General features: G+C 66.1%; 19 protein-coding genes. 9 read left to right on the forward strand and 10 right to left on the reverse strand.

Annotation, left to right across the window (positions count from 1 at the left end; genetic code table 11):
* Window positions 1–21 precede the first annotated feature (21 nt).
* From BDW41_RS06350 to BDW41_RS06360, 3 genes are all read left to right on the forward strand, one after another.
* Window positions 22–294: a DUF2845 domain-containing protein gene (locus BDW41_RS06350; protein ID WP_074545143.1), complete on the forward strand. Its 273-nt coding sequence runs from the start codon at window positions 22–24 to the stop codon at window positions 292–294.
* A gap of 163 nt (window positions 295–457) precedes the next feature.
* Window positions 458–748: a DUF2845 domain-containing protein gene (locus BDW41_RS06355; RefSeq protein ID WP_158536982.1), complete on the forward strand. Its 291-nt coding sequence runs from the start codon at window positions 458–460 to the stop codon at window positions 746–748.
* Window positions 749–809: 61 nt separating this feature from the next.
* A complete protein-coding gene (locus BDW41_RS06360) occupies window positions 810–2030 on the forward strand; it encodes a low temperature requirement protein A (RefSeq protein ID WP_074545136.1) in 1221 nt (406 codons plus the stop codon).
* 3 nt (window positions 2031–2033) lie between these two features.
* Here BDW41_RS06360 and BDW41_RS06365 read toward each other — a convergent pair whose 3' ends face one another.
* Together BDW41_RS06365 and BDW41_RS06370 are read right to left on the reverse strand one after the other, a co-directional pair.
* Window positions 2034–3059 (reverse strand): 2-dehydropantoate 2-reductase, encoded by a 1026-nt coding sequence (locus BDW41_RS06365; RefSeq protein WP_199535293.1) that lies wholly within the window; start codon window positions 3057–3059, stop codon window positions 2034–2036.
* Window positions 3056–4714 (reverse strand): FAD-binding dehydrogenase, encoded by a 1659-nt coding sequence (locus tag BDW41_RS06370; protein ID WP_074545131.1) that lies wholly within the window; start codon window positions 4712–4714, stop codon window positions 3056–3058. Before BDW41_RS06370 ends, BDW41_RS06365 begins: the two co-directional genes overlap by 4 nt.
* A gap of 481 nt (window positions 4715–5195) precedes the next feature.
* Between BDW41_RS06370 and BDW41_RS06375 the strand changes: the two genes are divergently transcribed.
* The 3 genes from BDW41_RS06375 (at window position 5196) to lpdA (ending at window position 9886) form a co-directional block, all read left to right on the forward strand.
* Window positions 5196–6029 (forward strand): mechanosensitive ion channel domain-containing protein, encoded by an 834-nt coding sequence (locus BDW41_RS06375; protein ID WP_074545128.1) that lies wholly within the window; start codon window positions 5196–5198, stop codon window positions 6027–6029.
* Window positions 6030–6244: 215 nt separating this feature from the next.
* A complete protein-coding gene (gene aceF / locus BDW41_RS06380; protein ID WP_074545124.1) occupies window positions 6245–7933 on the forward strand; it encodes a dihydrolipoyllysine-residue acetyltransferase in 1689 nt (562 codons plus the stop codon).
* A 99-nt stretch (window positions 7934–8032) separates the two neighbouring features.
* Window positions 8033–9886: a dihydrolipoyl dehydrogenase gene (gene lpdA, locus BDW41_RS06385; RefSeq protein WP_074545121.1), complete on the forward strand. Its 1854-nt coding sequence runs from the start codon at window positions 8033–8035 to the stop codon at window positions 9884–9886.
* A gap of 58 nt (window positions 9887–9944) precedes the next feature.
* Here the strand turns inward: lpdA and BDW41_RS06390 are convergent, their stop codons facing one another.
* Complete coding sequence (locus BDW41_RS06390; RefSeq protein WP_110301546.1) at window positions 9945–10976, reverse strand: hypothetical protein; 1032 nt, start codon at window positions 10974–10976, stop codon at window positions 9945–9947.
* A gap of 344 nt (window positions 10977–11320) precedes the next feature.
* Between BDW41_RS06390 and BDW41_RS22975 the strand changes: the two genes are divergently transcribed.
* Window positions 11321–11527 (forward strand): hypothetical protein, encoded by a 207-nt coding sequence (locus BDW41_RS22975; protein WP_146217318.1) that lies wholly within the window; start codon window positions 11321–11323, stop codon window positions 11525–11527.
* Window positions 11528–11702: 175 nt separating this feature from the next.
* On the opposite strand, the gene BDW41_RS06395 is transcribed toward BDW41_RS22975, so the two are convergent.
* The 5 genes from BDW41_RS06395 to BDW41_RS06415 form a co-directional block, all read right to left on the reverse strand.
* Complete coding sequence (locus BDW41_RS06395; protein WP_146217319.1) at window positions 11703–12371, reverse strand: hypothetical protein; 669 nt, start codon at window positions 12369–12371, stop codon at window positions 11703–11705.
* Window positions 12372–12408: 37 nt separating this feature from the next.
* Window positions 12409–14280, reverse strand: coding sequence for a sulfotransferase (locus BDW41_RS06400; protein WP_074545114.1), 1872 nt, complete (start codon window positions 14278–14280; stop codon window positions 12409–12411).
* Window positions 14281–14348: 68 nt separating this feature from the next.
* Complete coding sequence (locus BDW41_RS06405; RefSeq protein WP_074545107.1) at window positions 14349–17270, reverse strand: TonB-dependent receptor; 2922 nt, start codon at window positions 17268–17270, stop codon at window positions 14349–14351.
* 170 nt (window positions 17271–17440) lie between these two features.
* The gene (gene dinB / locus BDW41_RS06410) at window positions 17441–18544 is read right to left on the reverse strand and encodes a DNA polymerase IV (protein WP_255412960.1); all 1104 of its coding nucleotides are present in this window, start codon (window positions 18542–18544) and stop codon (window positions 17441–17443) included.
* A gap of 225 nt (window positions 18545–18769) precedes the next feature.
* Entirely contained in the window at window positions 18770–20095 is a 1326-nt protein-coding gene (locus BDW41_RS06415) for a flavohemoglobin expression-modulating QEGLA motif protein (RefSeq protein WP_074545102.1), read from the reverse strand.
* Window positions 20096–20338: 243 nt separating this feature from the next.
* Between BDW41_RS06415 and BDW41_RS06420 the strand changes: the two genes are divergently transcribed.
* Together BDW41_RS06420 and BDW41_RS06425 are read left to right on the forward strand one after the other, a co-directional pair.
* Window positions 20339–21670 (forward strand): amino acid permease, encoded by a 1332-nt coding sequence (locus BDW41_RS06420; RefSeq protein ID WP_074545099.1) that lies wholly within the window; start codon window positions 20339–20341, stop codon window positions 21668–21670.
* 88 nt (window positions 21671–21758) lie between these two features.
* Window positions 21759–23978 carry a beta-agarase gene (locus tag BDW41_RS06425; RefSeq protein WP_074545096.1) on the forward strand — a complete coding sequence of 740 codons (2220 nt, stop codon included), beginning with the start codon at window positions 21759–21761 and terminating at the stop codon, window positions 23976–23978.
* A gap of 16 nt (window positions 23979–23994) precedes the next feature.
* Here the strand turns inward: BDW41_RS06425 and BDW41_RS06430 are convergent, their stop codons facing one another.
* Window positions 23995–24402, reverse strand: a complete 408-nt coding sequence (locus BDW41_RS06430; RefSeq protein WP_074545094.1) for a hypothetical protein — start codon at window positions 24400–24402, stop codon at window positions 23995–23997.
* A gap of 213 nt (window positions 24403–24615) precedes the next feature.
* Window positions 24616–25083 carry a DUF962 domain-containing protein gene (locus BDW41_RS06435; RefSeq protein ID WP_074546327.1) on the reverse strand — a complete coding sequence of 156 codons (468 nt, stop codon included), beginning with the start codon at window positions 25081–25083 and terminating at the stop codon, window positions 24616–24618.
* Window positions 25084–25103: the final 20 nt, after the last annotated feature.

The following is a 25103-nucleotide window of genomic DNA, read 5'->3' on the forward strand; positions in this document are numbered from 1 at the left end:
ATCGACGACACGGAGTTCATCATGCGCCGCTATCTACTTATCACCCTGCTGTTTTTGAGCGCCTCCGCCTATGCGGGCAGCACGTATCGCGTGGGCAGCGAAGTGCTCACCGTCGGCGACAGCGCCGCGCGCGCCATGCAGCTGATGGGCAAGCCCGATTTCAAGGAGCCGGTCCAAAGCGACTACGGCGGCTACCAGGGCGAGCGCTGGCAGTACGTGCGCGACGACGGGCGCGTGGTGATCATCACCATCATGCAAGGCAAGGTGTCGGACATCGCCGATCGCTCACGCTGAGCGCCCGCAAGGCCCTGCTTGCCGAATGACGCCATCCGTCGTGCATCGCTGACACGTCGCCGCGCTCCGGGGCGCATGCGGCGCGCTGCGTCGCCTCGGTAAGGTGACCTTTCCGCGCGTGATGCGCAAAGGAAGGGAACAGGCGATGCGTCGATGTCTCGGTATGGTCCTGCTGGCGCTTGCGTGCGCCGCGCATGCAGGCGGCGGAACCCTGCGCGTGGGCAGCCAGGTACTGGTGGTGGGCGACAGCGCCTCTCGGGTCATCGAGCTTCTCGGGAAGCCGGCGTATCGCAGCTCGGCCAAGTCCGATGCGGGCAAGCCTTCGGGACGGAAGAAGGGCGGCAAGAGCTCTTCGGGCGGTGGCCAGCAGTGGCAGTACCGTCAGGGTAACCGGCTCGTGACCATCGTCGTCGCGGATGGCAAGGTCACCGCCATCCGCGATGATGGCCGTTGATCGAGATGGCGGGCCGCCGGTCGATCGTGCGATAAAACGCGCGATGTCAGGGAGATCGACCATGTCCGAAGCGACCACGCCGGCGCCACCGCACGCGCCCACTTTGCTGCGCCCTCGCGAGCCTGGTGGGCACGGCAAGGTCACCAATATCGAGCTGTTCTTCGATCTGGTGTTCGTCTATGCGGTGACGCAGCTGTCGCACACCTTGTTGCACGACCTGTCCGTGATGGGCGCGGTGCACGTGCTGCTGCTGTTCCTGGCCGTGTGGTGGGTGTGGATCTTCACCGGCTGGATCACCAACTGGCTGGATCCCGAGCGGCTCGCCGTGCGCCTGCTGGTGCTGGTGCTGATGTTCGGCGGGTTGCTGCTGTCCACGGCGCTGCCGGAGGCCTTCGACGGACGCGCCAAGGTCTTTGCCCTGGCCTACGTATCCATGCAGGTGGGGCGTTCGTTGTTCATGGTGTGGGCGCTGCGTCGCGCGAGCCGCGCGGCGCGATTCAACTTCTACCGCATCACCACCTGGCTGGCGGTCACGGGCGTGCTGTGGATCGTCGGCGCCTTCGCCGACGGCGAAGTACGGCTGGCCTGGTGGGCGGTGGCGCTGGGCATCGAATATCTCGGGCCGGCGGCGTTCTTCTACGTGCCGGGACTGGGGCGATCGTCCACCAGCGAGTGGGACGTGGAAGGCGGCCACATGGCGGAGCGCTGCAGCCTGTTCGTGATCATCGCGCTGGGCGAATCCGTGGTGGTGATGGGCAGCAGCTTTGCCGACAGCGCGCGCACGCCGGATCTGTGGCTCGCCTTCATCATCGCGTTCGTGGGTTGCGTGGCGATGTGGTGGATCTATTTCGACATCGGCGCGGAGCGCGGCAGCCGCGCAATCCGGCACTCGGCCGACCCGGGACGCACGGCGCGCATCGCCTATACCTACCTGCATCTGCTGATCGTCGCCGGCATCATCGTGAGCGCGGTGGGCGACGAGCTGAGCCTGGCGCATCCGCATGCCGTGGCCGAGACGGCACAGGTGGCCGTGCTGCTCGGCGGCCCGGCGCTCTACCTGCTAGGCAACGCATGGTTCAAGCAGACGGTGAACCAGACCAACCTGCCCTTGTCGCATCTGGCCGGGCTGGGCTTGCTGGTGGCGCTGCTGTGGCCGGCGCGCAGCATGACGATCATGACGCTGGCGACGGCGACCACGGCGATTCTTTTCGTGGTGGCCGTGTGGGAAAGTTTTTCGCTGCGCAGCGTCCGGCGCGAGCTATACGGCGCGGCGGACGAGTAGACGCTACGGCCCAGCCGCCTGCAGTTCGGCCAGCAGTTGCTGCGCGGTCCAGCTTCGCCGCGACTGCTCGGCTTCATGCAGCAAGGCCACGAGCCGCGCATTCACGGGTGCGGCCACATGATGTTGCTCGGCCAGGCGCACGACTTCGCCGTTGATCGCATCGACTTCGGTGGGGCGTCCGCGCTCCAGGTCTTCCCACATCGATGAGCGGGCCACCGGATCGATCGCCAGCAGGCGCGAGGCAAGGCGGCGGAACCAGGTGTCCGGCATGTCCAGCACGCGCGGCAGCCATTGCGGTGGCAGCGGCGTGAGCTTGGCGGGGTGAATGTCGGCGGCGGCGAACACCGCGAGCGCTTCGCGCTGTGCCATGGCGAGGCAGCGCCGCCAGTCGCGCTGCGAAAGCTCTTCCTTCAGCGGTACGTTGGACAGCGCATTGATGGCGTTGTTGAGGTTGAGCAACAGCTTGGCCGCCAGCACGGCGGGCATGTCGGCGCGCGGCATCAGCGGCAGGCCGGAGGCTTCGAACACGGGAAGGAAGGCCTTGAGCGCCTCGTGCGTCTCCACCATCAGTTCGCCGCTGGAACCCTGGTGGAAATCCCCGGGAACGCGTTGCAGCACGTTGAACGGCACCATGCCGGCGAGCACCGGATGGCCCGGCAGCGCGTCGCGCAGCGCGGCCGCGTTATGCAGGCCGTTCTGGAAGCTCACCACCGGCACGCCGGGCGCGATGACGGACGCCAGTTCCTTCGCCACGGTTTCCGTGGCCGCCGATTTCACCGTGACCAGCACCAGATGCGCCTTGGCCGCGGCGAAGGGATCCACCTGCAGTTCCAGGTCGCGCGTGGCCACGTGTTCGTGCGCGCCTTGCAGGTCGCTCCAGTCCAGCCCGCCGTGGATGCGCCACGCATCGATCACGCGGCGGCGTCCGATGCAGGTGATGCGCGCATGTTCGTGCAGCCGGGCCGCGAGGTAGCCCCCCACGCTGCCCGCGCCGTAGATGGCGATGCGGGGCAGGGCATGCGCGCTCATGCGACGGCCTTCGCCGCGGCGCGCCCGGCGATGCGTCCCGAGAACAGGCAGCCGCCGAGAAAACTGCCTTCCAGCGCGCGATAGCCATGCAGGCCGCCGCCGCCGAAGCCGGCAGCTTCACCGGCGGCGTAGAGGCCCGGCAAGGGCTGCCCGTTGTGGCCGAGCACGCGTGCGTCGAGATCGGTTTCCAGCCCGCCCAGCGTCTTGCGCGTGAGGATGTTCAGGCGCACGCCGATCAGCGGCCCGTTCGCCGGATCGAGCAGTCGATGCGGCTTGGCCACGCGCACCAGCCGGTCGCCGCGATAGCGACGCGCGTTGTGGATGGCCATGACCTGGCTGTCCTTGGCGAACGCGTTGTCGAACTGGCGGTCGCGCGCCTCGATTTCGCGGCGGATGTGCGCGACATCGAGCAGGCTGTTGCCCGCGAGCGCGTTCATGCCGGCGACCAGTTCCTCCAGCGTGTCGCGCACGATGAAGTCGCGGCCATGCTGCTTGAACGCTTCCACCGGCGCGGGCGCGCTCTTGCCGACCGCGCGCTTGGCCACCTGGCGCCAGCTCTTGCCGGTGAGGTCGGGGTTCTGCTCCGAGCCGGACAGCGCGAACTCGCGGCGGATGATCTGCTGATCGAGGATGAACCAGCTGTAGTCATGCCCGGTGCGGCGCAGGTGTTCCAGCGTGCCCAGCGTGTCGAAGCCCGGCCACAGAGGGCCGGGCAGGCGGTTGCCGGTGGCGTCGAACCAGAACGACGAAGGGCCGGGAAGTATGCGGATCGCATGCTTGGGCCAGATCGGATTCCAGTTTTCGATGCCCTCCACATAATGCCACATGCGGTCGCGGTTGATCAGGTGCGCGCCCGCGGTTTCGCTGATGCCCAGCATGCGGCCGTCCACGTGCGCGGGCACGCCGCAGAGCATGTGCGCGGGCGGCGGGCCCAGGCGTTCGGGCCAATTCTGGCGGACCAGCGCGTGGTTGCCGCCGATGCCGCCCGAGGCCACGATCACCGCCTGCGCGCGCTGCTCGAAGCCGTGCAGCACGTCGCGCGAACTGGGCTTGCCGCGCTCCATGCCGTCGGGCGCGAGTACGTTGCCGCGCACGCCGACCACGGCGCCGCCTTCCACGATCAGTTCGTCCACGCGATGGCGAAAATCGAACTGCAGAAGCCCCTTGGCTTCCGCCGCGCGCGCGCGACGCACGAACGGTTCGATCACGCCGGGGCCGGTGCCCCAGGTCACGTGGAAGCGCGGCACGGAATTGCCGTGCCCGACCGAGCCGTGCCCGCCGCGTTCGGCCCAGCCCACCACGGGAAACCAGCGCATGCCCATCGCATGCAGCCACGCGCGCTTTTCGCCGGCGGCGAAATCCACATAGGCCTCCGCCCAGCGGCGCGGCCAGTAGTCTTCAGCGCGATCGAACGCTGCCGTGCCCATCCAGTCGGCCAGCGCCAGCGCGTGCGTATCGCGCACGCCCATGCGCCGCTGTTCCGGCGAGTCGACGAAAAAAAGTCCCCCGAACGACCAGAACGCCTGTCCCCCCAGGCTCTGTTCCGGTTCCTGATCCAGCACCCGCACACGCTTGCCGGCCTCGGCCAGCTCCGTGGCGGCCGCCAGCCCTGCGAGGCCGGCTCCCACCACGACCACATCGCACCCGTCCCGCATTCCCCGCCTCCCCGTGGCGATTGCGTTACCGAACCTCGAACTTAGCGTGCCCGGCAGGGCATTCCTATGCGCGCTGCGTCATAGCCCGAAAGTCGCCCATGACCGACGGCACGGCATGACCACAGGCCCATGCCGTGGATTCATGCTGTGCCGCATCGTGGCTTCGACGACGAGCGAGGGATACGCACGGCATAGCGCAGGGAGCTGCACGCCGCGATGACGAACCGCACCAGTGATTCGCCTCCGCCATTCACGGCGGATGGATGCACGCACAACAACAAGAAGCTGATCACAGCCACGGATGGTGCACGCGCCGGCAGAGGCGACTCCGTGCACTGATCCAACGTCGGGGCTCCCCAGCACGACTTTCGGGCCACGCCGGTCCCTCGGCGTGGCCGTTTTTGCGTGCGCAGGGACAACGGAACCTTGATAGCCGGGCTGTTACGCTCGCCGGGTTTTTCCCTCGTGAGCCCCGTGAACCATGCATCAGCTTCTGGCGCGCCTGCCGCTTTCCGAACACTCCATCACCATGATCATCAACCTCAGCCTGGCGCTGCTGTTGCTTCTGGTCGGGCTGTGGCTGGCGGCGCGCGTGGCCAACATCGCGCGTCGCGCCATGCAGCGCGCCAATCTGGATGAAACCCTGGTCGGCTTTCTGCGCAACCTGATCTATGGCGTGCTGATTGCCGTGCTGATCGTGATGACGCTGCAGCAGGCGGGCGTGCCGTCGGCACCGCTGGTGGCGGCGCTGGGCGCGGGCGGACTGGCCATCGGCCTGGCCTTGCAGGGCTCGCTGAGCAACCTGGCGTGGGGCGTGCTGCTGATCCTGTTCCGGCCGCTGCGCGTGGGCGATTACATCCGCGCCGGCGGCGTCGAGGGCACGGTGGAGGGCGTGAGCCTGATGTACACGCTGCTGGTGATGCCCGACAACCGCGAAGCGGTGATACCGAACGCCAAGGTCGGTTCGGACGCCATCATCAATTTCAATCGCCGCGGCACGCGCCGCTTCGAGCTGAAGGTGGGCATCGGCTACCAGGACGACATGGGCAAGGCGATGGACCTGATCCGCGAACTGTTCGCCGCCGACGCGCGCATCCTGCGCGATCCCGAGCCGGGCGTGTGGCTGGACAGCCTGGGCGACAGCGCCGTGGTGCTGGTGATGCGCGCCCACACCCGCAGCGGCGACTCCTGGGCGACCCAGACCGATTTCCTGCGCGCGGTGAAGGAGCGCTTCGATGCCGCGGGCATCAGCATTCCGTTCCCGCAGCGCGAAGTGACGGTGGTGCAGACGCGCCTGCCGGAGCAGACCACCTGACCAAGTGGAATGCCCTGGCAACGCCCGCTGGGCCGCCGTTTTCGGTGTTTCGGCAAGTGACTGTCTGAAACCCTCGACAAAAGTCGTGCATACGTATGCGAATGGTGGCTTCAACCGATCCAAAAGCGTCCGGAACCGGGTCTCGTTCGCTATGATTGAACCCTTACGCGGCCGTCATCCCCGCCGGCTCGCCATCGCCATCCGTAGGAGAAACCATGGCCGACCTTAAAGAAGCACGCGTCCCCGATATCGGCAGCGAAAACGTGCCGGTGATCGAAGTGCTGGTGAAACCCGGCGACAAGGTGGCCAAGGAGCAGGGCCTGGTCACGCTGGAGTCGGACAAGGCGACCATGGAAGTGCCGGCCCCATTCGCGGGCACGGTGAAGGAACTCAAGCTCAAGGTGGGCGACGAGGTGTCCGAAGGCACCCTGATCGCCATCATCGAGGCCGACGGCGAAGCAGCCGCGCCCGCGCCCAAGCAAGCCGCTGCGCCGGCCAAGGCCGAGGCGCCCGCCAAGGCAGCCCCCGCGCCGGCTCCCGCTCCCGCCCCGGCCGCCGCGCCCGCCGCCGGCGGTGGTGGCGTGCAGGAAGTGAAGGTGCCGGACATCGGCAGCGAGAACGTGCCGGTCATCGAGATCCTGGTGAAGGTAGGCGACACCATCGCCAAGGATCAGGGCCTGATCACGCTGGAATCGGACAAGGCCACGATGGAAGTGCCCGCCCCGTTCGCGGGCGTGGTGAAGGAACTCAAGGTCAAGCTCGGCGATGAGCTCTCCGAAGGCAGCGTCATCGCGCTGGTCGAGGCCGCCGGTGGCGCGCCTGCCGCCGCGCCGGCTCCCGCGCCGGCCGCCGCCAAGGTCGAAACGCCGAAGGTCGACGAGAAGCCCGAGCCCATCGGCGGCCGCAGCGTGCTGCCCGGCAACGCGCCGGAAGGCGACGTGGCGCCGACGGCGCGCCCGCCGTTCGACTCCAAGATCGTCATGCCGGGCGACGCCCCGTATGCCAGCCCGGCCATCCGCGCCTTCGCGCGCGAGCTGGGCGTGGACATCCGCCAGGTGAAGGGTTCGGGTCGCGGTGGCCGCATCCAGCGCGAGGACGTCACCGGCTACGTGAAGCACGCGCTGGCCTCCGGCGCCCGCCCGGCCGGTGCGCCGGTTGCCGCAGGCGGCGGCCTCAACCTGCTGCCGTGGCCGAAGGTCGACTTCAGCAAGTTCGGCGAGATCGAAGAGAAGCCGCTGTCGCGCATCCAGAAGATCTCGGGCGCGAACCTGGCGCGCAACTGGGCGATGATTCCGCACGTCACTCAGCACGAAGACGCCGACATCACCGAGCTGGAAGCCTTCCGCAAGAAGCTCGGCGAAGAGAACAAGGATCTGAAGATCACCCCGCTGGTGTTCCAGATCAAGGCCGTGGTGGCGGCGCTGAAGAAGTTCCCGCAGTTCAACGCCTCGCTGGACGAAACCGGCGAGAAGCTGATCCTCAAGAAGTACTTCCATATCGGCATTGCGGTGGACACGCCCGATGGCCTGGTGGTGCCGGTGATCCGCGACTGCGACAAGAAGGGCCTGCTGGACCTGGCCATCGAACTGGGCGAGATCTCCAAGAAGGCGCGCGACAAGAAGCTCGGCCCCAGCGAGATGTCCGGCGGCTGCTTCTCCATCTCCTCGCTCGGCGGCATCGGCGGCACGGCGTTCACGCCCATCGTCAACGCGCCGGAAGTGGCCATCCTCGGCGTATCCAAGGCGGCGACCAAGCCGGTGTGGAACGGCAAGGAATTCGCGCCGCGCCTGATGCTGCCGCTGTCGCTCAGCTACGACCACCGCGTGATCGACGGCGCGCTCGCCGCGCGCTTCGCTTCCTACCTCGCACAGCAGCTGGGCGACATCCGCCGCCTGCTGCTGTGATGTGACTTTTCCCTCTCCCCTGTGGGGAGAGGGCAGGGTGAGGGGCGGGTGCTCGCGGCATCGCCTCAACAGGTAGCGAACAAGAACAAAGGATTCCCCATGGCAAGCACCATCGAAATCAAAGTCCCCGACATCGGCGGCCACGACAACGTGCCGGTGATCGAGGTGCTGGTGAAGGTCGGCGACACCGTCGCCAAGGAACAAAGCCTGATCACGCTGGAATCGGACAAGGCCACGATGGAAATTCCGTCGAGCGCCGCCGGCGTGATCAAGGAACTGAAGGTCAAGGTCGGCGATGAAGTGTCCGAAGGCGCGCTGATCGCGGTGCTCGAAGCATCCGCCGCCGCCGCCGCTCCTGCTCCCTCTCCCCTTGCGGGAGAGTCCCAAAAAGGGGATGAAGGCCGGGGAGAGGGCGCAACCTCGCCTCGCTTTTCAACTGGCAACGCTCCCGCCACTCCGGCCCCCGCTCCCCAATCCTCTCCGACGAAGGGAGAGGCAGTGAAGGTGCCGCAGGCCGCGGGCGCCTCCGGTCGCACGCCCGACATCGAATGCAAGCTCGTCGTGCTCGGCTCCGGCCCCGGTGGCTACACTGCCGCGTTCCGCGCCGCCGACCTCGACGTGGACACCGTGCTGGTCGAGCGCTATGCCTCCCTCGGCGGCGTCTGCCTCAACGTGGGTTGCATCCCGTCCAAGGCGCTGCTGCATGCCGCCGCGGTGATCGATGAAGCGGAAGCGATGGCCGCGCACGGCGTCAGCTTCGGCGCGCCGAAGATCGACCTCGACAAGCTGCGCGACTTCAAGACCAAGGTGGTCGGCAAGCTCACCGGCGGCCTGTCCAGCATGGCCAAGCAGCGCAAGGTGCGCACCGTGCAGGGCGTGGGCACCTTTATCTCGCCGAACGAGATGGAAGTCCAGACGGCCGAAGGCACCAAGCTCATCCGCTTCGAGAACGCCATCATCGCGGCCGGTTCGCAGTCCGTGAAGCTGCCGGCGTTCCCGTGGGACGACGAGCGCGTCATGGATTCCACCGGCGCGCTCGAACTGAAGGAAGTGCCCAAGAAGCTGCTCGTGGTCGGCGGCGGCATCATCGGCCTGGAAATGGCCACCGTGTATTCCTCGCTCGGCAGCGAAGTGACTGTGGTCGAGTTCATGGACCAGATCATCCCCGGCGCCGACGCCGACCTGATCAAGCCGCTGTCGCAGCGCCTGGCCAAGAAGCTCAAGGGCGTGCACCTCAAGACCAAGGTGGTGGACGCCAAGGCCACCAAGAAGGGCATCGAGGTCAGCTACGAAGGCGAAAGCATTCCGGAAACCACCATGTTCGACCGCGTACTGGTCGCCGTGGGCCGCTCGCCCAACGGCAACAAGATCGGCGCGGACAAGGCCGGCGTGGCCGTCACCGAGCGCGGCTTCATCAACGTCGATACGCAGATGCGCACCAACGTGAAGCACATCTACGCCATCGGCGACCTGGTGGGCCAGCCCATGCTGGCGCACAAGGCCACGCACGAGGCGCGCGTGGCGGCGGAAGTGGTCGCCGGCATGAAGAGCCACTTCGACGCGCGCGTGATCCCCTCCGTCGCCTTCACCGATCCGGAAGTGGCATGGGTGGGCGTGACCGAGCGCGAGGCCAAGGAGAAGGGCCTGAAGGTTGGCGTGGGCAAGTTCCCGTGGGTGGCCAGCGGCCGCGCCATCGGCATCGACCGCACCGAGGGCTTCACCAAGCTGATCTTCGACGAGGACACCCATCGCATCGTCGGCGGCGCCATCGTCGGCCCGCATGCGGGCGACCTGATCAGCGAGATCTGCCTGGCCATCGAGATGGGCGCGGAAGCGGCCGACATCGGCCTCACCCTCCATCCGCATCCCACGCTGGGCGAATCGGTGGGCATGGCGGCGGAAGCCTACGAAGGCACCATCACCGATCTGTACATGCCGAAGAAGAAAAAGTAAGCGACGGTCAGCGACGCGAAGAAAGAGCCCGGGGAAACCCGGGCTCTTTCTTCTGCGATCAGTTCGACTCGGTGAACTGGATCGACGGGTTGCTGCCGCCCGAGGCGGTGCAGGGACCCAAGTTGAGGTTGTTGCTTTCGCCGGTGCTGCCGGAGTTGGCCACGCACGAGGGCACGGCGGTGGAGCCGTCGGTCACGGCGAGCTTCACCGTGATGGACGAGCCGCTGTTGAACTGCGCTTCCGAACCGCCGGCGTTGCCGACCACGTTGAACTCGCCGACCTTCCACACCTGGGCGAGATACAGCACGCTGTCCTTGCCGCTGGAGCTATAGGCCTTGGTGCCGTTGGTGAACACCACCGTGTCGTTGCCGCCCGCGGTGGCCGTGCCGGTCAGCTTGACGTTGGCCAGCTGCGTGGCCGGCACGTCCGGCGCGGTGGCCGCGGCGCTGTTCTTGTAGCAGTCGCCGGCGCCGTCGCTGCCGAAGCCGCTCGGGCAGCTCGAGCCGCCATAGCCGATCAGCCAGTACTGCATGAACACCGCCGCCGAACCCTGCACCTCGTAGTCCGGCGCATAGACGAACTGCTGCCACACGGTGCAGCCGGAGTGGCCCTTGCAGGCCGAGGTGGTGTCGTCAAAGCTGGAGTTGATCTGCAGCGAGTACTCGTTCGGGCCCAGGATGCCGCCGCCGCCATAGGCGGCCACGCCCACGCCCTTCTCCGACGTCACGCCCGTCACCGAGGGGAAAGTGCCGACAGCCTGCGTGATCAGGGTGCTGGTCTGGATCGTGTAGTCGTTGCCGTTGCCGGCGGTTTGCGCGGCGCCGCGGTTGAACAGTTTGAAGCGCGGCACCGGCGCGACGCGCGGCGTGAGCTGATGGCAGGCCGACTGATGCCAGATGACGCTGGGATAGGTGGCTTCAAAACAGCCTTCCGACGGCGTGGCGATGTGCGCCATGTTCTCGCGCCAGCTGGCTTGCGCCTGTTCCTCCAACGTACCGAAGCGGTTGGCGGTCTGGGCGGATACGACGGCGGGAAGACAGGTGGCGGCGATCAATCCTGCGAGAAGCGCGATCTTGGTTTGTGCACGCATTGAGTTTCTCCCTGGTACGCGAATAGTCATTTGGTTTTTCGGCCGCGAACGATGTCGTGGCCGGCGACAGACAACAACTCACCTACACGCCGGCAACCGGAGGGTTGCAGCGATGCTCTTGCGGTCTCTATTTGCCCCTGCTGCAAGGCGAAGGGCGGCGATCACATCCCCATCACGAGTGTCTGAAAATCACAAGGATCACAAGCACTCTGCAGCGTTTGGTAACTCATACGTCATGCACTTGCAAATCGAAAAAAAGTGCGTCGCTGCATGTAAGGAGTTCGACAGATTGGCTTGCATCGACAAAAGCGATGCGAGGCATTGAGTACAAAGAAAATCTCACCGTGCTTCTGTCGTTGCGCGGTTCGTTGCGCACAAGGCCGATCGCAAAAAGGCACGAGCGTGAAAATCGTCATCACGGCGGTCGAATGCAAGCTTCGATCGCGATGGTCGTCGAGTTCAAAAAGTGCCTGAAAATAGGCATTTTCGATGCCGTCGAAATATCTGTGATGCACTTCGCAATTCATGCGCGCAGCGCGCTGAAGTTGTGACCGCTTCGTGAAGTTTCTCAATGGATGCGCGACCGCTGAAACGCGTTGCGATCATGGCTGATCGATGCGGTGTCGATGGCGCGTCGTGCGTGGCGCCCATTCGCGATTTTGCAGCGCCGCTCGCGTTGCGGCGCTGCGCGCGAAGGGGAGCGTGTCTCTCCGCTGCCCGGCTACATCACTTGCTGTCCGCGTCCAGTGCTTCCTTGATCGGCGCCGAAGCAGCCTTCAGGTACTCGATGGTTCCCTTCGCGCTGGTGATCATCTGCTGCGACACGCTGAGGAATTCCAGGGGATCGATGTCCTTGCCCAGCTTGACGCGCGTCTGCAGGTCGACCATGCGCGGCGCATTCAGCGCGACGGTGGCGTTGTGGGTGGTCCAGCTCGCCGCGTCGCGCAGGGCGGCATAGGCGATGGCGTAACGGTGCAGTTGCTGCGAGTCGATCCAGGTGGCCGACTGGTTGGCGACCGCGACGTCCCATGCTTCGTTGTTGAATGCCGGCCAGTTGATGGCGAGTGCGAAGCTCTTGCTCCGTTCGCGGATGTGCTGGTTGATTTCCGCATCCGGCAGGCCCTTGCGCACGTCGTCGCTGATGGCCGCGTCCAGCGCGATCAGGGGATCGAGCTTCTTCTGGTTCAGATCAATGGTGGCCTGGATGTCGTGCAGCGTATTGGCCAGCTCCGTACGGATCTGCGCACTGGCGTACTCCGCGGCATGCTTGTGGTGCACGTGCTCGATCCACTGCTCCAGCCCGAGCGCCGTCAGGATGCTGAGCACGATCATCAGGTAATGCTGCAGGAACTCGCGCAGCGAATGCATCTTCAGCTTGGGTACTTCGAAATGCATGAGCGGTTCATCCATGGAGGTGGGAAAGTGCAGGGTGTTATTCGTCGTAGCCGAGCCGGGCCATCATCGGTCGAAGCAGGGGTAGCACGGGTTCGAACTTCTCGCGATAGGCATGCCATCGGTTCACCGCCTTGCGATGAATACCTTCAGTAACCTGCGCATAGCTCGGTGTGCTGATGTAACCCTTGGCCCGCGCATGCTCGGCGAAGCGAGCCATGGGCGACGTGTCATCCACATCGAGGAACTGGCCAAGTCGCGCGACATGCTCATCGAAGCGGCTGACCACCGACTCGTAACGCCACTCCAGCACGCGCGGCGCGAATACCTCGACCTGCCTGTACCAGTGCTCGAAGGCCTGTACGTAACCTTCAGCAAGCCGTTGCAGCGATGAGCAGAGCACCATGAAAGGCGGTGAGCGGAAGGGGAGCATGTAGCAACTGAGCAGCACGTCGCAGGGATGGCGCAGGCACAGGATGATGCGCGCTTCCGGGAACAGGCGCGCGATCATGGGTAGGCACAGCATGTTGAGCGGGTTCTTGTCGACGAGGCGACGCTGGCCGAGATCGGGAACGACCCTGTTGGCCATGCCAGCGTAGATCGCGCGCAGCTGATCCGCCTCGGGCTGCGTCATGCCGGCCAGATCGCCGGGATAGGACTGGCCAGCGGCCTGCATGCGGTCGATCAGCTCATAGACGAAGCCACGTTCGTCCATGGAGCGAAAATCCGGATGCGAGTCGAGCATCTGCTCCAGCAGCGTGGTGCCGGAGCGCGGAAAGCCCACCACGAAAACCGGGCTCTGCGCGCTGGTGGGAGCCGATAGCGTCGTCCAGCGATCGTGCTCGAGGTGACTGACATCATGCACCGACATGGCCAGGGGGCGGCTGCCCTTGACCGTGAGTTCCGGGACGAGCTGCCTGGCGATGTCCCACTGGACGGCGTGGGCCAGTTCGGCAGCCTCCCAGGCTTGCTGGTGGCGCCCTTGCTTGCTCCTTGATCCGGCTAGCCCGAAGGCGGCCGTAGCGCGTTCGTCGGATGTATGGCTGCGTGCGAGCAGGCGCTCGTACAGATCGGCGGCGACGTCCGCGTGGCCGCGCCGCAACGCAATGGCCGCGCGCGCCTGCCAGAGGGCGGCGGTGAGTGCGGCGTCGTGTTCGCGGGTGGACTCCAGCACGTCGCGCGGCAACCGATCCAGCTCCGCCTGCGCGCGTTCGATCTGGTTGCTGCGTTCGTAGATGGCCGCGCGCAAGGCGGCGATGCGCCAGGACATGACTTGCGCGTCCTGGCCTTCCGGCATCACAGCCTCCGACAGCACGCGGAACGCGTTGTCATGGCTTCCCTGGGCGGACAGCATCGTTGCCAGCAGTAGCGCCTGCTCGGCGGGTTGAGGGGGCCATGCCTCCACGCCGGCAAGCATGGCTTCCTCGCCCTGATTGTCGCCACAGCGATGACAGGCGTAAGCCGCCTGCAGGCGCGCATCGACAAAGCCCGGGACAAGCTGCACGGCATCGAGCAGGGCCTGGCGTGCCTGCAGCCAGTGCTGCTGCTGGGCATATAGCAGCCCGAGGTTGTAGTGGATCTGCGTCTCCTGTGGCGCCAGTGCCAGCGCTTGCAGCAGGGCATGTTCGGCGGTGTCGAGATCGCCAAGTTGGCGCGCTACGACCGAGAGGTTGTTCCAGTACTCCGGAAGGTGCGGGTTGCGTCGCACCAGCCACTGGAAGGTACCCAGGGCTTCAGGGAGAAGATTGCTCGATTGCTGCGCGGCGCCCAGCACAAGCAGTGCCGTTTCGTCACCGTCTTCGGTGGTGCACAGCGGCTCGCCCAGGGTCAGTACGGTAGCAAGATCGCCGCGATGGTAGGCGGCCAGCATGCGGGCGGCGAGATCGTTGGTGGATGGCGAATGCTCCGTCATCCGTGAATCCTAACAGCGAGAGGGCCGCGACGGATTCGTCGCGGCCCCCGCGCCTTGTTGCGGTCAGGTCAGAACTTGACCGTGGCGCGAGCCCAGTAGTAACGGCCCATGACATCGTACGTAGCGGTATCGACGTTGTAGTTCGAACCGTTCTGATAGCTCAGCGGCGGAATCTTGTTGCTGAGGTTGTCGATGCCCAGGTCGAAGCGGGTGTGGATCTTCGACCACTCGTAACCGGCCTGGATGGAGTGGTACAGCACGGACGCCATCGGTGCGGTGGCGCCGGTGTCCAGGTTGGCGTTGAGGTTGCTCACACGACTGATGAAGCGCGACTGCCACTGGGCGCTCCACGGACCCAGTGCCCAATTGAGCGTGAACGTGCCACGGAACCGGGGGATGTTGCCGAACTGCAGGCCATACGTGCCGGCATAGTTGATCGTTTCAGCACCCGGCTGGCCGGGGCTGGCATCGTTCTTGTACGTCGAAACGTAGGTGCTGTTCAGGCCCGCCTTGAAGTTACCCGGGTCCACGCTGCCGATGTCAAAGTGCGGGATGGCGTAGTTCAGGGTGAAGTCGATGCCACTCGTGCTCAGGTTGCCCAGGTTCACTACCGGCGTATTGATGTAGTTGACGGCGCCGGCAAGCTTGTTGGTCTGGTCGTAGCGGTTGATGTACGAGCAGTAAGGACTGTTGTTGTTGTTGAAGCAGGCGTTCACCACCGTTTGCGCCTGGATCGGTGTCAGCGTGTCGGTGAGGTAGATGTGCCAGAAGTCCAGGCTGCTCGACAAGCCCTCCAGCCAACTGGGCGAATAGACCAAGCCGATATCGATGGACTTGCCCTGTTCCGGCTTCAGCTTGCTGCCAATGGCAGCGGCACCGGAGTAGTACGCGGTGACCTGGCCGATCGGGTTGCCGCTCCAGTTCTGAGGCACGTTCTGACACGCCGCGGCATGTTGGGCCAGCTGCGCCGTGGTCAGGTGCACGCAGGGATCGGTGAGGTTGGGGCCCGCGACCGTGCGGCCGTCGTACAGTTCATCCATGTTCGGCGCACGGAACACCTGCGAAACCGTGCCGCGCATCAGCAGGTCGGCGATCGGGCGATACTCGATGGCGATCTTGCCGTTGGTCGTGTTGCCCGAACTGTCATAGTCCGAATAGCGCAGGCCGACGTCGACATTCAGCGAGTAGGCGAACGGCTGTTCGGACAGCAGCGGGATCAGCGTTTCGGCGTAGAGCTCCTTCACGCTGTCGCTGCCGCCACCGGGCGAGCCGCAGGCTTCGGAAAGCACGACGCAGGTGTTGGTGGTCGGGTCCAGGACCGCGTCGGCGGTCACGTTGTACGACATCGACGTCTTGCGATACAGCGCACCCACCGAAAGCTGCATGGCGCCCGCGGGCAGATCCCACAGTTCGCCCGACGCGTTCGCCTGCGCCTGCTTCATGGTGTTGGTGAGGGTGTACTGCGGTGCATCCACGCCCTTGCGCAAAAGCGCCGTCACCGCAGGGTTGGCCTGGTCGAAGATGTTGGCACCGGCATCGATGGCGGCCTGGAAGGCCGGCACGTTCACTTCGTTGTAGTTGGTCTGTACACGACGCGTATGGCCGTAGTCGACGCTGGCATCCCAGATCCAGCTGCTTTGACCGAAGTTGCCACGCAGGCCGGCGTTCACCTGTTCGTTCGTGGTGGTGAACGTGTGCAGGCGGGTGCCCAGGCCTGTGAGGCGGGTGTTGAAGGCGTAGCCGCTGTCTGCGCCAGGTGCGGCCGGATCGACCAGCGTGCCCTGGCTGAAGGTAACGCCGAACGGGTTGTTCGGGTTGCTGGCCAGCACGTGCCAACCGTCGCCCACCCCGGTCGGCGCCGGTGCATCCTGGCCGGCCGAGTTGGTGTGGTTGTAGAACGCCTCACCGAAGAACGTCACGTAGTCGTTGAACTTATAGTTGCCGAGCACGAAGACGTTGGTGCGTTCCTGCTGCTGCTGAATGTAGTTGTAGGCGTTGTAGTTGTACGTGTCGTTGGCGTTGCTGAAGCAGCGATAGTTGCTGAGGCTGTTGCCCGTACCGTTGGCCAGCGTCACATAGGCGTTGCCTTGCGAGTTGATCTCGCAACCGCCGGGCGTCCTGTCTCCTGGCGGATTCGTTGCCGGGACGAGAAGGCGGCCAGTCGGAATGGTGTGCGAACCGGACGGTTGCGGGCCGCCGTTGTACAGGTACAGCTGACGGGCCGAGAAATCGCGACGTGGCGCGAGCACCGGGTTGTACTTGTTGTAATCGACGCCGGCGACGATGTTGCCCTGGTCGCCAGACGCACCAATGGTGAACTGCGCACCGCGACGCTGACCATCGCCGTGGTCCGAGATGCCGTCGTTGACGCTGAGTTCCGCGCCCTTGTAGTCCTTGCGCAGGATGAAGTTGACCACGCCGCCGATGGCGTCGGAGCCGTAGACCGTGGAAGCGCCTTCCGCCAGCACGTCCACGCGCTCAACCATGTTCTGCGGAATCATGTTGAGGTCGGCGTTGGCGAGGCGCTGGCCGTCCACCAGAACCAGCGTGCGGTTGATGCCCAGGCCGCGCAGAGATACGCGTGCCGCGCCGTCGCCGCCTTCCAGCGTGGGGCTCGCGCCGCCGCCGCCGTTGCTGTTGTTCTGCGTGTTGGTGGCGTTACCCGCGACGCTGGGCAACTGCTGCAGCACGTTGCCGAGGGTGGGACTGCCGTTGTTGGTGATGGCGCTGCGGTCGAGGGTGACGACCGGGCTGGCCGTTTCGGCGTCCACGCGGCGGATCAGCGAGCCGGTGACGGAGACGGCGGTCAGCGTTTTGGCGCTGGACTGCTTGGGCTGTTCGGTGGTGCTCTGGCCCTGCGTGTTTTGCGCGCTCGATGCGTCCTTGTTTGTTGTGGCGTCCTGTGCCTGAGCCATGGCGGCCGTGGATGCGATACCGACGGAAAGCGCCAGACGTACCGCTATCGACAGACGATTGTAGTTGGACTGCATGGATATCTCCCCGAATTCGTAGGCAAAAGAGTCCCCGCTATAGGCGCCTGGACGTCTATAGGTGTTGCACCGCTTGTTGGGTTCCCCGCAGCCACTCTTTCAGGAAATGAAGATCGAGACAAGGGCTCTTTAACAAATTATTTCGTCGTCGAAAGCTTTCACGCGTGGTTTCACTTGAAACCAATGTTGCCGAACAGATCGCTCTGTGCGGCGAAACTGTCTGCTTCGACAAATCCCGCTAGCCCAACGCCGACCAAGCGATAGTGGGTTTCCGCTGGTCGATCAACGCGATCGCGCAACGCGCAGGCGATGTCCGCAACTTCCTGCGCCGACTCGGGACGTGACGATGGCGTGAAGCTGCGCGTCAGCGAGTGGAAGTCCGAGGTCTTGAGCTTGAGCACGACGGTGCGCGCGAGGCGCGCGTGCGGGCCGGTGGCTTCGCGCTGGTGAGCCGCCCAGGTCTTTTCCGCCAGCCGGCGGATGTGCGGCTCGAGGTCATCCAGGGTCAGGTCGCTTTCGAAGGTGTCCTCGGCCGACACCTGCAGCGTCGGGCGATCGGGCTGCACCGGATGCTCATCGATGCCCAGCGACAGTTCGTGCAGGCGGCTGCCCCAGCGGCCGAAGCGGTGTTCCAACTCCGGCGCACCCAGCCTTCGCAGGTCGGCCACCGTGGCGATGCCGAGTTCCGCCAGCTTCGCCTCCATCACCTTGCCGACGCCAGGCAGGCGGCCGACGGGCAGCGGTGCGAGAAAGGCTTCCACCTGATGCGGACGCACCACGAACAGGCCGTCGGGCTTGCGCCAGTCCGAGGCGATCTTGGCGAGGAACTTGTTGGGCGCCACGCCAGCCGAGGCGGTAAGCGATGTTTCCTCGCGAATGGCGGCGCGGATGGCTTCCGCGGTGGCGGTGGCCGATGGCAGCCGGGTGTGCGTGGTGGTGACGTCGAGATAAGCCTCGTCCAGCGACAGCGGTTCTATCAGGTCGGTATGGCGGGCGAAGATCTCGCGCACCTGCCGCGACACCGCCTTGTAGCGGCTGAAGTCGGGCGGCACGAAGATCGCCTGCGGGCACAGCCGTTCCGCGCGCACGGCGGGCATGGCCGAGCGCACGCCGAACTTGCGCGCCTCGTAGCTGGCCGCGCAGACCACCGAACGCGCGCCGCGCCAGGCCACCACCACGGGCTTGCCGCGCAACGAGGGGTCGTCGCGCTGCTCCACCGACGCGTAGAACGCGTCCATGTCGACGTGGATGATCTTGCGAGGCTGGGCTGGCACAGCGGGCGGCATGGCGAACGGGGTGCACAGTCAAGCACGAAATGGCGTCGCTGGCGCGGGGCGGGACGACGTGCCGTAATGCCCGTCATTCCCGCGAAGGCGGGAATCCAGTGCCTTTGACTTTTGGGTTCGCCTAAAGTCGCTGGATTCCCGCCTTCGCGGGAATGACGGGGTTTCTCCGTAGCACTGGTGCACGGGCCGCCACGCGCGCGCTATCAACACCCATCACTGCCACGGCATATGCAAGCTCGCATCGACACGCTGCTCGTCCAGCTTCACGAAGGTATCGAGATAGAACGTGTCGAGCTTGAAGCGCTGCGCCGCGGTAAAGAACGCCATCAGCGACAGGATGCGCTGCGGATTGCGCGCCCACGGCGGCACGTATACCGCGCGTCCGATCAGGCCGTCCTGCAGATAAGGGCTGAGCGTGATCACGTCGGACATGGTCACGCGGCCCGCGAACAGCAGGGGCAGCATCTCCACGTGGCCCTCCTGCAGCACCTTGCGGATGAACACGTAGATGCCCATCACGCCTTCCAGGTAGGCGCCGTCCTTGGTGAAGCAGATGCGGCCGCGCGGGTCGCCGCCGCGGAAGATGCGCGCCGCGCTCTGGTAGCTCTCCACTGGCGACTGGCCGGCGTCGAGGAAACCGCGGAACACCTCGATGAAGTCCGCGCCGTCCAGCGCGCTTTTCACGGCGACCACGCGCAGCGCGATGCGGCGTAGCCGGTTCAGGTCGATCGCGCCGGTGATGATCTCCGAGAACGTCGCCAGGCCCTCCTGCGCGCGGGTGGTGCGTGGCGCGCCCAGGCCCAGCGATTTGAAATACGGCTGGTGCTTGCCGTTGAGCAGCGTGGCGGTGTGCACGAAGGCTTCGTGCTCGGTGAGCTGCTCCAGGTCCAGCGCCGAGAACAGCGCGGTCGAACGCAGGTTGATGCTCTTGCTGCCGGCCGTCGCCTTGGACGGCAGGTCCGGGTCGAGCACCACCTTCACCTCGTCCTTGTCGAAGAACGGGCCCAGCCGTTCGCGCAGGCGCTGGGCGAATTCCTCGGCGGGAATGTCCGCCGGCACGTGCGGGATGCCTTCGCGGCTGACCAGGTCGTCGCTGATGCGGAGCAGGTCCTTCGCCGCGTCCACGGCGTTGGAGGTCTGCCCCGGGTAGATCGTGTCGGGTCGCCCGTACAGCGCCGTCGAGCAGCGCGTGAAGGTTTCCGTGCCCACGCCCATCAGCATCTGCGCGGCGGTGAGATAGCTCCAGGCCGTCTTGAACAGCCAGTCGCCCAGCGGATGGCCGCGGTCGAGCTTGGCCATGATGGCCTTCAGCGCGGCCATTTCGCCGGTGAGGTCGGGGTGGCGCACGGGAGGCTCGGGCAGTACGGGGTTGCCCTTTTCGTAGGAGGCCATGAAGGTCGCCTCCATCGATTGCGGCCAGTCGATGGCCTTCAGCACGCGGATCTTCTTGCCCACCGCGACCAGCTCGCGGTCGCATTGGAGCAGGGGACCAAGGGTCTTGTCGTCCTCGGGGCGGACGACGCTTGCGACGGTGCTCATGGTGCCTCCGGATGATCTTCAGCGGGGATGGCGTGAGTGACGCAGGGCGGGACTATGGCTTTGCCTCGGCCGGGCCGGAAGCGAAAAACTACTGATAGCCGTGAGAAATCGTTGTGTGCGGCCATGGCCTGGCGATCCACGAATCAGCGAGTCGCGGCGCCCCCAACGGACGTCAGTCGTACATCGCGGCGCAGTCCGCTATCTTCGGTGCTCCGCCCACCGTGCAGGACCTTGCGCCGCCCCATGACCGCTGAGACATCTTCTTCGTACGTGCGTCGCCTCGGCACCTGGGATGCGGCCGCCATCGTGATCGGTGGCGTGATTGGTGCCGGCATCTTCCGCAGTGCGTCCACGGTGGCGGAGCGCACGTCGTCAGGGGCGCAGTTGCTCACGCTGTGGGCGGTGGGCGGCCTGCTCACCCTGGCCGGCGTGCTCTGTTATGCGGAACTCGGCGCGCGCCGGCCGCAGGCGGGCGGCGTCTACATCTATCTGCGCGAGGCGTTTGGCCAGCTGCCGGCCTTCCTGTTCGGCTGGACCATGGCGCTGATCAACTATCCCGGCAGCGTGGCGGCGGTGGCGACCACGTTCGCGGACTATTTCTGTACGGCGGTGGGCCTGTCGCCGCTGCTGTGGGTGAAGCCGGTGGCGGCCGGCGCCATCGCCTTTATCGTGGGCGTCAATTTCTTCGGCATCCGCGCCGGCTCGCGCATGCTCAACCTGTTCACCCTGCTCAAGCTGTCGGCGATCGCGCTGGTGGTGGTGACCGGCGTCGTTCTCGCGCACGGACAGTTCGGCAGCGTGCTGGCCACGGATACGGTGCATCACGCCTCGCCGGGGGCTTTCCTTGGCGCCTTGCTGCCAGTGCTCTTTACCTATGGCGGTTTCCATTACCTCAACGACCTTGCCGGCGAAGTGCGCGAGCCGCAGCGGACGCTGCCGCGTGCGCTGGGCCTGGGGCTCGGCGGCGTGGTGGTTTGCTATGTGCTGGTGAACTTCGCCTACCTCGCGGGTCTCGGCCACGCGGGGCTGGCCGCCAGCCAGGCGCCGGCGGCCGACCTGATGCGCCACCTGTTCGGCGAAAGCGGAGCCACGCTCATTGCCGTGGGCATTGCCTGCTCCACCTTTGGCTATTGCAGCATCGCCATTGCCGGTGGCGCGCGCGTGCTGCAGACCATGGGCGCGGACGGCATGCTGTTCCGCGCCGTGGGCCGCATCCACGCCGGCTCGCACGCGCCGCGCGTGGCGCTGAGCGTGCTGGGCGGCTGGGCCATCGTGCTGGTGATCTCGGGCAGCTTCGGCCAACTGGTCGACTACACCACGGTAGGCGAGTGGCTGTCGCATGCGTTCGGCATCGCCACGCTGTTCTGGTATCGCCGGCGTTTCCGCAACGAGCCGTCACCGTACCGCGTGCCGTTGTATCCGGTGTTGCCGCTGTTGTTCGTCTGCACGGTGCTGGGCGTGATCATCGTCACCTCCATCCATTCGCCGGGCGACGCGGGCATGAGTCTCGCGCTCATCGCGGCAGGCGTGCCGGTGTATTACGCGTGGCGCGCATGGCAGCGGAGGGCGGCATGAAATTGCGTTCGCGTGCGGCCGCGATCCAGCAAGGCAGCCTTCAGACGGCGCAGGCATACTGCCGCCACTTCCTTGTGCCGAGCCCCCGATGAAACGGATCGCTCCCCTCGCCGTCGCCTGCCTGCTCGCCCTTGCGGGCTGCCACAAGGCCAGCGACACCGATCGGGCCGACCTCAGTCATGCGGCCGCCGCGCCTGCCGCGGCGTCTTCCAGCACGGGCCATGCGTCCGCGCCGGCCACGCCGCAGACCACGCTCGATCACGTGACGCTCGACGGCAAGCCCGTCACCGTCGACGGCATGTCGCTGCAGCGCTACGTGTTCCAGCCGTCGCCGCAGCCGCAGGTCACGGTGATGCTGGACAAGGGCGACTGGTCGAAGGAGGGCTCGCTGCGTGTGGACATGCAGAACGCGATGTCCTGGGCCGTGACGCTTTCCGTGGATATCGACGGCGCGAAGCCGGGTGAGCACCTGCACGCCACCGTGGGCATTCCCGCTGGCCCGCCGCAGACCCTGGTGATCCCGCTGCACGCCGCTTCGCCGCGCGCCATGGGCATGCAGGCCGGCCCGCCGATGCCTTATGTGTCGGGCGGCAAGCGTCTGTTCGTGGCGACGACGGTGGAAGGCTCGCTCGATCTCGCCCATGTGAAGTCGGTGCGCCTGAGCATGACCGCGCCGACCGCGCCGCAGACCCTGCTGTTCGGCAAGCTCGACACCTCGCATGGCGACCACGACCTGCGCGATGCCTATACCGGCATCGTCGACGCCTGGGGCCAGTACACGCGCGGCCAGTGGCCGGGCAAGGTGGATTCCGACGACGCCCTGCGCGGCCCCCATCCCAAGGCCCGGCCGAAACCCAAGTCCGGCACCGCTGTCGCGGCGACCGCCGCGCCGACGCAGCCGCCGCCGCACAAGAGCTTCGATCGCTATGGCGGACGCACGGACGTCCCCGCGTTCAAGGCCACCGGCTGGTTCCGCACCGAACAACGCAACGGCCGCTGGCAGTTCGTGACGCCGGAAGGACATGCGTTCTTCTCGCTGGGCGTGAACGTGGTGGACGACGACGGTGGCCGCACCTACATCGAAGGCCGCGAGTTCATGTTCAAGGACCTGCCGCGCGACAGCGGCCGCTGGGCGCCGTTCTACGGCACCACCGGCAAGGCCACCGGCGACCAGGCGGCAGCGAACGGCCTGGCCTATCACCAGGGCAAGTGGTTCGACTACTACTCGGCCAACCTGTTCCTGGCCGACGGCCGCCATTGGCGGCAGGCGTGGCGCACGCGCACCCTCGAACGCCTCGGCCACTGGGGTTTCAACACGCTGGGCAACTGGAGCGACGATGCGCTGACGCAGATGCATCGCATGGCGTATACGCGCTCGGTGAACATCAGCGGCAACTTCGGCAACGTGTCCAGCGGCTACGACTATTGGGGCCGCATGCCCGATCCGTTCGATCCGCGCTTTGCGCAGGCCGCCGACGCGGCCGCCGCGCAAGCCGCGAAGGAAGTGCGCGACGACCCGTGGATGCTCGGTTATTTCGCGGACAACGAACTGGCCTGGGCGGGACAAGGCCCGCAAGGACGCTGGGGGCTGGCGCAGGGCACCTTGCGCGGCGAGGCCCGCAGCCCGGCCAAGCAGGCCTTCATCGCGGCGCTGAAGACGAAGTACGGCACGCCGGCGAAGCTCGCCGCGGCGTGGGGCATCACGCTGGATTCGTGGGACGCCTTGAACGCCACCAACTTCGCCGCGCCGCCGCCGGATGACGCGCATCCCGCCATCGCCGACGATTACAGCGCCTGGCTGCGCACGTATGCGGATCAGTACTTCCGCACGGTGGCGCAGGCGATCCACAAGCACGATCCCCATCACCTGTTCCTGGGCGGCCGCTTCGGCGTGCACACGCCCGAAGCGGTGGCGTCGTGCGCGCAGTTCTGCGACGTGGTGAGCTTCAGCGGCTATGCGGACGTGCCCGAGCATGCCTTCGACACGGAGGCCTTCGCCAAGCTCGGCAAGCCTGCGCTGATCTCGGAATTCCACTTCGGTTCGGACGATCGCGGTCCGTTCGGCAAGGGCGTCGTGCCCGCCTGGAGCGAGGAGCAGCGCGGCGAAGCCTATGCGCACTATGTCGGCGATGCCGTGGCCAATCCGGACATCATCGGCGTGCACTGGTTCCAGTACGTCGACCAGCCCGTCACCGGCCGCCTGATCGACGGCGAGAATGCGCATATCGGCCTGGTCGCCATCACCGACCGGCCGTTCACGCATTTCGTCGATGCGGTGCGCGCGGCCAACCTCAAGACGGGATATTGATCCCGCCGTCAACGGATCAGGCGAGGCTTCGCACCACGCCGAAGGCGATGACGGTGATCACCGCCACGGCCATGCAGGCGCTGGCGGGGCGGATGCGGTGCGCATCGATGCGCGGGATCAGCCGCCACAGCGCCACGACGCCGATGCACATGCTGAGCACCATCGCGCCGCGCGCCAGCGGCGAGGCGAGCATGGCGGTGTAGGGCGGATGGGTGTTGCCGCTCTGCACGGCGACCGCGTAACCGATCAGCATGCTCGCCATGCACCACATCAGGCAGGCCAGATAGGTGCGATTGAACACCACCGCGCACCGTTCCGCCCAGCGCAGCACCGACCAGGCGACGATGGCGACGAACAGCGCGCCGATACTGCTGTAGAGCACCCACCAGAGCAGGATGCTGATAAGGGTGAGCAGGGTGGTCATTCCACAAGGTTCCCGGGTTCTTTATTGCTCGTCATTCCGGCGTACCCCGCAAAAGGGGGCAAGGGCCGGAATCCAGTAGCGGTGCCACGCGGTTTTCGCGGTGACCACGACAAAGCTCGTGTGACGTCACGCGACCACCGACCGTTGTCGCTACTGGATTCCGGCCCTTGCCCCCTTTTGCGGGGTACGCCGGAATGACGGATAGGTGGTGCGCTAAATCCCCACGCGCCGCAGCAGCTTGTCCATCAACCACGCCGGCCCCACCAGCAGATACGCCAGGTCGGTGAGGAAGCTCGGTCGCCGGCCCTCGATGGCGTGGCCGATAAACTGCCCGACCCAGGCCACCACGAACACGCCGATGGCGGTGAGCAGCAACACGTGCGGCCCCAGCGCGCGATAGGCGAATTCGGTCAACAGGCACAGCAGCAACAGCGCGATGAACAACGCGGCGGCAAGCCGGTGCGACTGCTTCCAGTACCAGGCGAACGCCAGCACCAGTGCGCACACCGACCAGAAGCCGGGGCGGCCGATCGTCGGCGGCACGGGGATGGTCCACATCATGGCGATGGCGCACCACACGATCAGCGGCACGCAGATCCAGTGCAGCAGGCGGTTGGTCGGGTGCTGGTGGTCGTTGCTGTAACTGTCCAGCCAGCCTTGCATGCCTTGCGTCGATGCCATCGGTGCGCGCCGCCTTTCGC

Source organism: Dyella sp. AtDHG13, assembly GCF_003201105.1.
Classification (GTDB): domain Bacteria; phylum Pseudomonadota; class Gammaproteobacteria; order Xanthomonadales; family Rhodanobacteraceae; genus Dyella; species Dyella jiangningensis_B.